The sequence below is a fragment of the Arenibacter nanhaiticus genome (assembly GCF_900141935.1).
GTDB classification, from domain to species: Bacteria; Bacteroidota; Bacteroidia; order Flavobacteriales; family Flavobacteriaceae; genus Arenibacter; species Arenibacter nanhaiticus.
In genome coordinates this window covers 26,349-34,932 of the sequence record NZ_FQYX01000036.1, presented here as the reverse complement: position 1 = coordinate 34,932, position 8,584 = coordinate 26,349, and the positions used below count along the sequence as shown (strand labels likewise).

Sequence of the window (8,584 nt, the reverse complement as noted above, 5' to 3'; positions counted from 1 at the left end):
AGCCAATCCCCGCTAAAACAACAAAGCGTATTGCCTCGCAATACAGGCTTGTATTTGCAAAGGGGAGCGTCAAGGGAAAGGCGCAGCCAATCCTTTTTGCGTCTTTTCTTTTGGCAGTAGTAAACTCTTAATTTTGCTTTTTACGGTAGCCTAGAAACCTCAGTTCGACCTAAGGATTAATAAATCAAAGTAAGTTGTGCGGTATTCTCTGTTTCAAATTTGATTCCCGGATTCTTTTCTTGAAAGGAGTAAGCGATAAGGTTGCACCAAGTTGGTAATGAAGTTTCCAAAGCTGCGGTGACGCGAATGTTCGGCTTGGCAGATGTTCTTGAGCTGATCGTTTATCGTTTCTATGACCGACCTTTTTCGTAGGGGTATCTTGTCCCGCATCTCCATCAACGCATTCTTCATATTGTTCCTGATGCCAGTGACCAGGTGCATGCCCTGATCGAAGAGCATTTCCACGAGTTCTTTCTAGGGGTATCCCTTGTCGGCATATAGACTGCCAAAGATTTTTTTCAGGACATTGCCCGCCTTCAGAGGTGTTCTATCGTCCTCGTTCGCCTGGGTAACCACGAAGTCCAACAGTTCCCCCTTATCGTTGATCAGGATGTGCAGTTTAAAACCATGGAACCACCCCATCGTTGACCTGCCCGTGGTTGCGATACCATTAAAAACCCTGTTGTTGTTTATTCTCTTATTATTGCAGACCCTTACTGGTGTTGAGTCCACAAAGGATATTCCCGTGCACTTTCCAAGACAACACGCCTTCATGCAGAGCGCCAAGGGCAGCATATTGGACTGCATCAGCTCGGTGAACCGGTTGTAGGACAAGGTGTCAGGAAATTTATCTTCCATATGTTTCTGTACATAAAAAATATAAAAATGCTTAAAGTTCTTAAAGCCGCTCACGTGATAGATAACTGAAATGGTCATCATCTGGCTACTGGACATCCTACCTGGTCTATTTCTAGTCTTTTTGCCCTGTGTTAGAAGGTTTTGTCTTAGAGGAGGCTCAAAAACCTTGGACAACCCATCAATATTGAAGAAAATTTCAGTAATTTTATCATTGGAAATCATAGCGGATAATTTAGTTAAGTATTTGATTTTTAGACGATTAAAATATGCTAAATTTCCGCTTTTTCTATGGTGTAAAAACCCAATAATATTCGAAATTCTTACGTCGAACTCAGGTTATTAAATTGTGCTGATGGAAGTACGGTCGTAAGGGGTAAGATTGGACAAGAATAATCCTCAAGAGTTTTTAAGGGAAATCAGTAACTTGTCAATAGAGGTATTCTGTTAAGGATGACAGGTAGAAATTAAGGGAATATACCGGAAGAATTAGGGGTTTTGAAGCTAGTAAATTAACCTATTGATTGCTTTTAAATTGAATTGTCTCCATAATGCTTTTTCTCCATAGTAATATATGGAACCATCCTTGCATTATTTTGCGTTAGGGATCGCAGCGGCATCCCCGCAGCAAGGCAAGGGATATAGCGAAGAGCCCGCCCGACGAAGGAGGGAACGCACAAATTATTCTGGTAAAATCTACAAGTAATTGAATTTGAGCTGACCATTAATTGAGATGCATTGTAATGTGATCTCTAAATAAAAAAATCCCATTCAATCTATGATCAAATGGGATTTTAAAGGTGTCCCTTAAATTTTAAGGGAATATATCTGAACGATTTATTGGTTCATAGTCATTAAAAACTCTTCGTTGTTCTTTGTTTGCTTAAAGCGTTGTTCTATGAATTCCATAGCTTCTACCGGGTTCATATCGGCCAAATACTTTCGCATGATCCACATACGTTGAATCGTGTTCTCGTCCAATAAAAGATCGTCTCTTCTGGTACTTGACGAAGTAAGGTCGATGGCAGGGAATATTCTTCGGTTCGATATTTTTCGATCCAATTGCAATTCCATGTTTCCAGTACCTTTGAATTCCTCAAAGATTACCTCGTCCATTTTAGATCCGGTTTCTGTTAATGCCGTAGCGATAATGGTTAACGAACCACCGTTTTCAATGTTACGGGCAGCACCAAAGAAACGTTTAGGTTTGTGAAGGGCATTAGCATCTACACCACCACTTAATACCTTGCCAGAAGCTGGTTGAACCGTGTTATATGCACGGGCAAGTCTAGTGATAGAATCTAAAAGAATAACAACATCGTGTCCGCATTCTACCAAACGTTTTGCTTTTTCCAAAACAATATTGGCAACCCTTACGTGCTCGGTAGCCTCTTTGTCAAAGGTAGAGGCAACTACTTCTCCGCGCACGTTACGTTGCATATCGGTAACCTCCTCTGGACGTTCATCGATAAGCAAGATAATCTGGTATACTTCAGGGTGGTTGGCTGCAATTCCATTGGCAATATCCTTTAAAAGCATGGTCTTACCCGTTTTTGGCTGGGCAACGATCATACCTCTTTGTCCCTTTCCGATAGGAGAGAACAAATCAATGATACGGGTAGAAATTGTGCTTTGGCTTTGGCGCTCGGCCAAATTAAATTTTTCTTGAGGGAATAAGGGGGTTAAATGCTCAAAAGATACCCTGTCTCTTACAATCTGAGGATCGATACCATTAATCTTATTTACTTTGATAAGGGGAAAATATTTTTCGCCTTCTTTTGGTGGACGAACATTTCCTAGGACTGTATCTCCTGTTTTTAATCCGAATAAACGAATTTGTGACTGAGAAACGTAAATATCATCGGGAGATGAAAGGTAGTTGTAATCCGAAGACCTTAAAAAGCCATAGCCGTCCTGCATAATATCCAAAACACCTTCGCTCTCAATAATACTGTCGAACTCAAATTCTGGTTCTTTGTATTTATTTTTCAAATCCTTATCAAAATTACTGTTGTTCTTGTCAACGGTAGTTTTTGGATGGTTGGGCGTTTTCTTGTGCTGCGGTTTGTTTTGCTGAGGGCTGTTCTGCGCCGGGGTATTTTTTTGATGTTCCTTTCTTCCCTGGGCAGGGTTGGGCGTTGGACTAGATTTCCTTTCGGGTTTATTTAATCCTTTCTTTATTTCGGCAGTCGTCTTAGGAGTCGCTACCGGAGCTGTTTTTTCAACCGTAGTATTTGGTTTATCGATGTTTTCTTCCCTTTTCTGGCGAACTTGTGCTTTTGGTCTTGCCTCACTGGAGGTCTCTTTTTGTATTCTAGAGCGCCTAAGTTTCGGAGCGGAGTCTTCTGAAGGGGCTGCAGCTACGCTTTCTTGAACGATCTTAGGGTTTGACGCCTGTACATCAAGTATTTGGTAGACCAAATCGAGCTTTTTTAAAGTTTTAAACTTAGCTACATTTAGTTCCTTGGCTATTTCCTGAAGCTCAGGAAGCTTTTTTAATTTTAATTCTGAAATCTCAAACATTAAGTCTTGAATAAATTATACTTATTTCGAAAACATGAAGTGTATTCTATTATTATTGGGTAATAATTTGGGAACGAAATCCCCTGTTGGTAAGTGATTTGACTTATTAACAAAGCAATATTACAAATAATTTTCAATATTTAGTGGATAAATTTTAAAAATGCGCTTATTTTTGCTTTATAAATAGTTAAAAAAAGTATGATCCAAAGAATACAGACAGTTTATTTATTCGTAGTGATATTAATGGGGGCGGTGCTTCCTTTTTTTGTAAATCTATGGTCAGATGCTGCTGGTAATGAGATATATGCAGAAAGCGAAGTACTTTTTTCTATCTCTTTTTATGCGACGGCCGTTTTGGCTCTTTTAGCAATAACGAGGTACAAAAACAGAAAAAATCAATTTGTGTTAAACAGGTTGAATATGATATTAAATCTTTTTTTACTAGGATTTTTCGTGTATCGGTCACTAAACTTATCCGGAGAAATGAATATTTCTGAGAAGGGTATTGGGATGCTGATTCCTGTATTTTCTATCGTTTTTTTAGTCCTGGCCAACAGGGCAATAAAAAAGGATGAAGATCTTGTAAAATCTGTTGATCGCTTGCGTTAAGCCTAACATCTTAGTAGTATTAGTGCGTTAAAACCCGGGGTTGTTTCCGGGTTTTTTTATGGCCTTACTTCAGGGGTTTGTCCCTAAGAACACTTTATAGTTCAGGAGGTTGTCGTGTGTGTTCCGTGATAAATCTTCTCTTTTAAATTCCTATTATATGGTAGGCTGGTACTTTGGGCGTTCCCTCCTTCGTCGGTCGGGCTCTTCGCTATATCCCTTGCTTTGCGGCGGGGATGCCGCTGCGATCCCTAACGCAAAATAAGGTGCTATTATAATTGTTGTTCAAATAGTAATTAAGGAATGTAGGGCCTGGAAGAATGGCGGAATTTATTTGATGGGACCACACTGCCTTTAGAATTACCTAGCGTTTATCCCCCTCGTTTTCCGAGTTCTATGATTTCTAAATCTTTAATGTTTTCGCCATCGATCACAAACCTGAGCATAGTTCTAATCTGATGGAAGCCATGCGTGCCGCAGGCACCTGGATTCATATGTAATAAGTTTAATTTCTTGTCCCACATAACCTTTAAGATATGTGAATGTCCAGATATAAATAATTTTGGGGGGTTGTTTTTAATCTCTTCGCGGATCCGTACATTGTATTTATTAGGATACCCTCCAATATGGGTGATCCAAACATCGACCCCTTCACAGGTGAATTTTAGGTCCAAGGGAAATTCTAATTGACATTTGTAGTCGTCGATATTACCGTGAACGGCGCGCAAAGGCTTAAATTTTTGTATTTCATCCGTAACAGTCAAACTGCCAATGTCTCCAGCATGCCAAACTTCATCCGCATCTTTTACGTATTTTAGAATTTTGTCATCAATATGGCTGTGAGTATCGGATAGCAGTAATATTCGGGTCATTTTTTATATATTAATAATAAGAAGGCAAAGGTACTAATGTAATTTAGGGAAGCTTATATTAAATTAGGAGAATCGAAGACAGGTTAGGAAGGTCGTAGGGAGGTGAGGACTATTGTTTGGCAGATTGCCGATTGGCTTGTTTTAAAAGGTAGCTAGTGACGGAAGCTAAAGATAGCTGTGGGCGGTATTTCAATTTTAGATCCAAAATATTTATATCCAAAAGAATAGGTTTATCTTTGTAAACTTCAACAAGAGCAGATTCATTTGAGATATTTTTTAGTTTTTTCATATTATGGGAAGGCATATCACGGTTGGCAGATTCAACCTAATGCCATTACAGTTCAAGAGGTATTAGAACAGGCTATGTCCTTACTTTTTAGGGAAACTGTGCAATTAACTGCGGCAGGGAGAACAGATGCCGGAGTGCATGCAAGGGAAATGTATGCCCATTTTAATACCGAAGTAGTTTTTAATAAGGACGAAATGTGCTACCGCTTAAATGCTTTTTTGCCAAAAGATATAGCGGTAAAAGATATTGTCGAAGTTCCGGATGATGCCCATGCCAGGTTCGATGCTATAGAACGTACTTATGAATATTGGATCGTACAGAGTAAAGATCCTTTTTTGACCGATGCTGCCCATTACGTAAAGTATCCCTTAAATGTGGAGGCTATGAACGAGGCTGGCACAATTTTATTGGAGCATGCCGATTTTGAATGTTTTTCAAAATCGAATACGGATGTCAAAACTTATTTATGCGATATTAAAAAGGCATCGTTTCAACAAAAAGAAGAGCTATTGATCTTTACCATTACAGCAGATCGTTTCTTGCGAAATATGGTCCGGGCCGTGGTGGGAACCTTGTTGGAAGTCGGTTTTGGAAAATGGTCCCTAGACGACGTGAAGTTAGTTTTAGAGAGTAAAGATCGCAGTAGGGCAGGAGTATCGGTACCTGCGAAAGGATTATATTTAACGGAAGTAAAATACCCCAATCATATCATAAGATAAAATGGATAAAGAGACAGGAAAAGCTTTTGATTTTAGATTGTTTAAACGCTTGTTAAGACATGTTAGGCCCTATCAGCTTACTTTTTATGGGGTAGCCATAGTAGCGGTTTTTTTATCGCTATTTGCGGTATTGACCCCTGTGTTGGTGGGCGAAATTGTAGATAATGCCATTACCAATAAAGACGCCGATAAATTATTGGTGCTTATCCTAGCGATGCTAGGGGTACTGATCGGAGAAGTGTTAAGTCAGCTTTCTTTTAATTATTACGCCAACTTGTTGGGGGAATCTGTGATTAAAGATATTCGTATAAAGCTTTTTAACCACCTTATGGGGTTTAAGATGAAATATTACGACAACTCTTCAATAGGGCTGTTGGTGACCCGTGCCGTAACCGATATGCAAAGGATCGGGGAGATTTTTAGCGAAGGTTTTTTTGTTATTGTAGCCGATTTGCTAAAAATGCTGGTCGTGGCCTCTGTCATGATTTTTGTTAACTGGAAATTATCACTGATCGTATTTGCCTTGTTGCCCATTATTTTATATGCCACCAGGCAATTTCAAAAAGCCATGAAAGTTGCTTTTATTGAAGTTAGGTCGCAGGTGTCCAATCTCAATTCCTTTGTTCAAGAACGTCTTACCGGAATGAAGATAGTGCAGCTCTTTACCAGAGAACAAATAGAAAAGGAAAAATTTAGGGAAATAAATGAAAAGCATCAAAATGCATGGTTAAAAACTGTCTGGTACAACTCTATCTTTTTTCCCGTGGCAGAGATAGTATCTTCCATAACTGTTGGTTTAATCGTGTGGTATGGCGGTCTTCAAAATGTAGCCGATATTAACAAGGAAGAATACGGAACTATTTTTATGTTCATATTGTTGTCTAGTATGCTGTTTAGGCCTTTACGTCAGATCGCAGATAAATTTAACACCTTACAAATGGGAATGGTAGCTGCCAACAGGGTATTTAAAATTTTAGACACCAATAGCAATATAGAAGACTTGGGAACTGTAGAAAAGGAAAGTATCAGAGGGGATATCGAATTTTCAGAAGTTCGATTTGGTTACCTAGAAAATGAAGAGGTGCTTCACGGAATATCCTTTGAAGTAAAAGCTGGCGACACTATCGCCATTGTTGGCGCCACAGGGGCGGGGAAATCTACCATTGTGAATTTGTTGAACAGGTTTTACGAAATAAACTCGGGTTCCATTAAGGTCGATCAGGTAGATATTAAAGATTATAAACTAAGTTCCCTTAGATCTAAAATAGCGGTGGTATTGCAGGATGTATTCTTGTTTGCTGATACGATTGCCAACAATATCTGCTTAAAAGACCAAGAAATAACCATAGCCCATATGGAACAGGCGGCCATGCAAATAGGGGTCCACGAATTTATTGCAAGTCTTCCCGGTGGTTATGAGTATAATATTAAGGAAAGGGGAGGCATGCTTTCTAGCGGACAGCGCCAGCTAATCGCTTTTTTAAGGGCATATGTAAGCAACCCTAGTATCTTGGTGTTAGACGAAGCGACATCTTCTGTAGATACTTATTCGGAACAATTGATTCAGCGTGCCACCGAAAAAATTACCGAGGGTAGAACTTCAATAATTATAGCCCATAGACTGGCAACCATAAAAAAAGCAGATAGAATTTTGGTGATGGATGCGGGTAAGATCGTAGAGGCGGGTAGCCATTCGGAATTACTGCAAAAGGACGGGTATTACAAAAAGTTGTACGAAGCACAGTTCTTGTCCGAAGAAGTGGTTTAGAGAGTTGGATGCCATAAACGATTTCGGCCAGATCGGGCTGTAGATTATAAAGATCTTTGTGTCGTTGTTCTAAGGATTGTTCGTTTAAAGAAGGTCTTCCGTGATTAGGCTGGTCAATTCTGTCAAATCGTTGAAAAGTACAAACTCTCCATTTTTAATATAGGAAATAAGTCCGGTTTCTTCACTTACAATAATCGCCAAGGCATCTGTTTTTTCGGTGATCCCAACTGCAGCCCTATGTCTTAGACCAAAACGCAAAGGTATGCTGCGTTCATTGGAAACCGGAAGAATGGTTCTGGTAGCAACGATATAGTTATCTTGAATAATGGCTGCTCCGTCGTGTAAGGGACTGTTTTTATAAAATATACTTTCAATGATGGGCGATGAAATCTCAATATTCATCTTATCGCCGGTAGACTTAATAAAATCTAGGGAGTTACTTCTTTCAATCACCAAAAGAGCACCGGTTTTGGTATTGCTCATTCGCTCGCATGCCGTTATTATGGCATCGACATTGGTGCCTATAGATAGTCCTTCTTGTTTAAGAAATTTAAAATGTTTTAAGAAGTTGCGTTTGGAAGCGAAATTGGTTGAACCGATCAGTAATAAGAACTTCCGAATTTCTTGTTGAAAAACAATAATCAGGGCAATTAGTCCTATGTTCATAAACCCCCCTACAATACCACTGATCATCTGCATTTGTAGCAAGGCGGTCAGTTTCCAAATGGCCCAAACGATTACGATCCCTATAAAAATATTAATGGCAACCGTTCCACGTACTAGTTTGTATACGTAATACAGTAAGATGGCCACCAATATGATGTCTATAATGTCGGTAATACTAAAATCTAGAAAATTTAAAAAATCCAAGCTCGGGTGTTTGTGTAAAAATATAAAAAAGGCTCACACTACAATTTAAATTCAATCAAAAAGTTCGAGAAGGGAAGTTTAT

At 39.2% G+C, this 8,584-nt stretch carries 6 protein-coding genes and 1 pseudogene; 3 read left to right on the top strand and 4 right to left on the bottom strand.

Translation table 11 applies throughout. The annotated features are described in order from the left end of the window. Positions 1 to 176: 176 nt before the first annotated feature. Together BUA16_RS16090 and rho are read right to left on the bottom strand one after the other, a co-directional pair. A pseudogene (locus BUA16_RS16090) lies at positions 177 to 1,080 on the bottom strand (IS982 family transposase). A gap of 612 nt (positions 1,081 to 1,692) precedes the next feature. Next, a complete protein-coding gene (rho, locus tag BUA16_RS16085) occupies positions 1,693 to 3,378 on the bottom strand; it encodes a transcription termination factor Rho (protein WP_072765769.1) in 1,686 nt (561 codons plus the stop codon). Positions 3,379 to 3,576: 198 nt separating this feature from the next. Here rho and BUA16_RS16080 point away from each other — a divergent pair, with 198 nt between their 5' ends. Then, entirely contained in the window at positions 3,577 to 3,987 is a 411-nt protein-coding gene (locus BUA16_RS16080) for a DUF4293 domain-containing protein (RefSeq protein ID WP_072765768.1), read from the top strand. Positions 3,988 to 4,355: 368 nt separating this feature from the next. On the opposite strand, the gene BUA16_RS16075 is transcribed toward BUA16_RS16080, so the two are convergent. Further along, entirely contained in the window at positions 4,356 to 4,856 is a 501-nt protein-coding gene (locus BUA16_RS16075; protein ID WP_072765767.1) for a metallophosphoesterase family protein, read from the bottom strand. Positions 4,857 to 5,120: 264 nt separating this feature from the next. Here BUA16_RS16075 and truA point away from each other — a divergent pair, with 264 nt between their 5' ends. Then, the gene (truA, locus tag BUA16_RS16065) at positions 5,121 to 5,864 is read left to right on the top strand and encodes a tRNA pseudouridine(38-40) synthase TruA (RefSeq protein ID WP_072765765.1); all 744 of its coding nucleotides are present in this window, start codon (positions 5,121 to 5,123) and stop codon (positions 5,862 to 5,864) included. A gap of 1 nt (position 5,865) precedes the next feature. Then, positions 5,866 to 7,632, top strand: coding sequence for an ABC transporter ATP-binding protein (locus tag BUA16_RS16060; RefSeq protein WP_072765764.1), 1,767 nt, complete (start codon positions 5,866 to 5,868; stop codon positions 7,630 to 7,632). A gap of 84 nt (positions 7,633 to 7,716) precedes the next feature. Here BUA16_RS16060 and cdaA read toward each other — a convergent pair whose 3' ends face one another. Then, positions 7,717 to 8,502 carry a diadenylate cyclase CdaA gene (gene cdaA, locus BUA16_RS16055; RefSeq protein ID WP_072765763.1) on the bottom strand — a complete coding sequence of 262 codons (786 nt, stop codon included), beginning with the start codon at positions 8,500 to 8,502 and terminating at the stop codon, positions 7,717 to 7,719. Positions 8,503 to 8,584 lie beyond the last annotated feature (82 nt).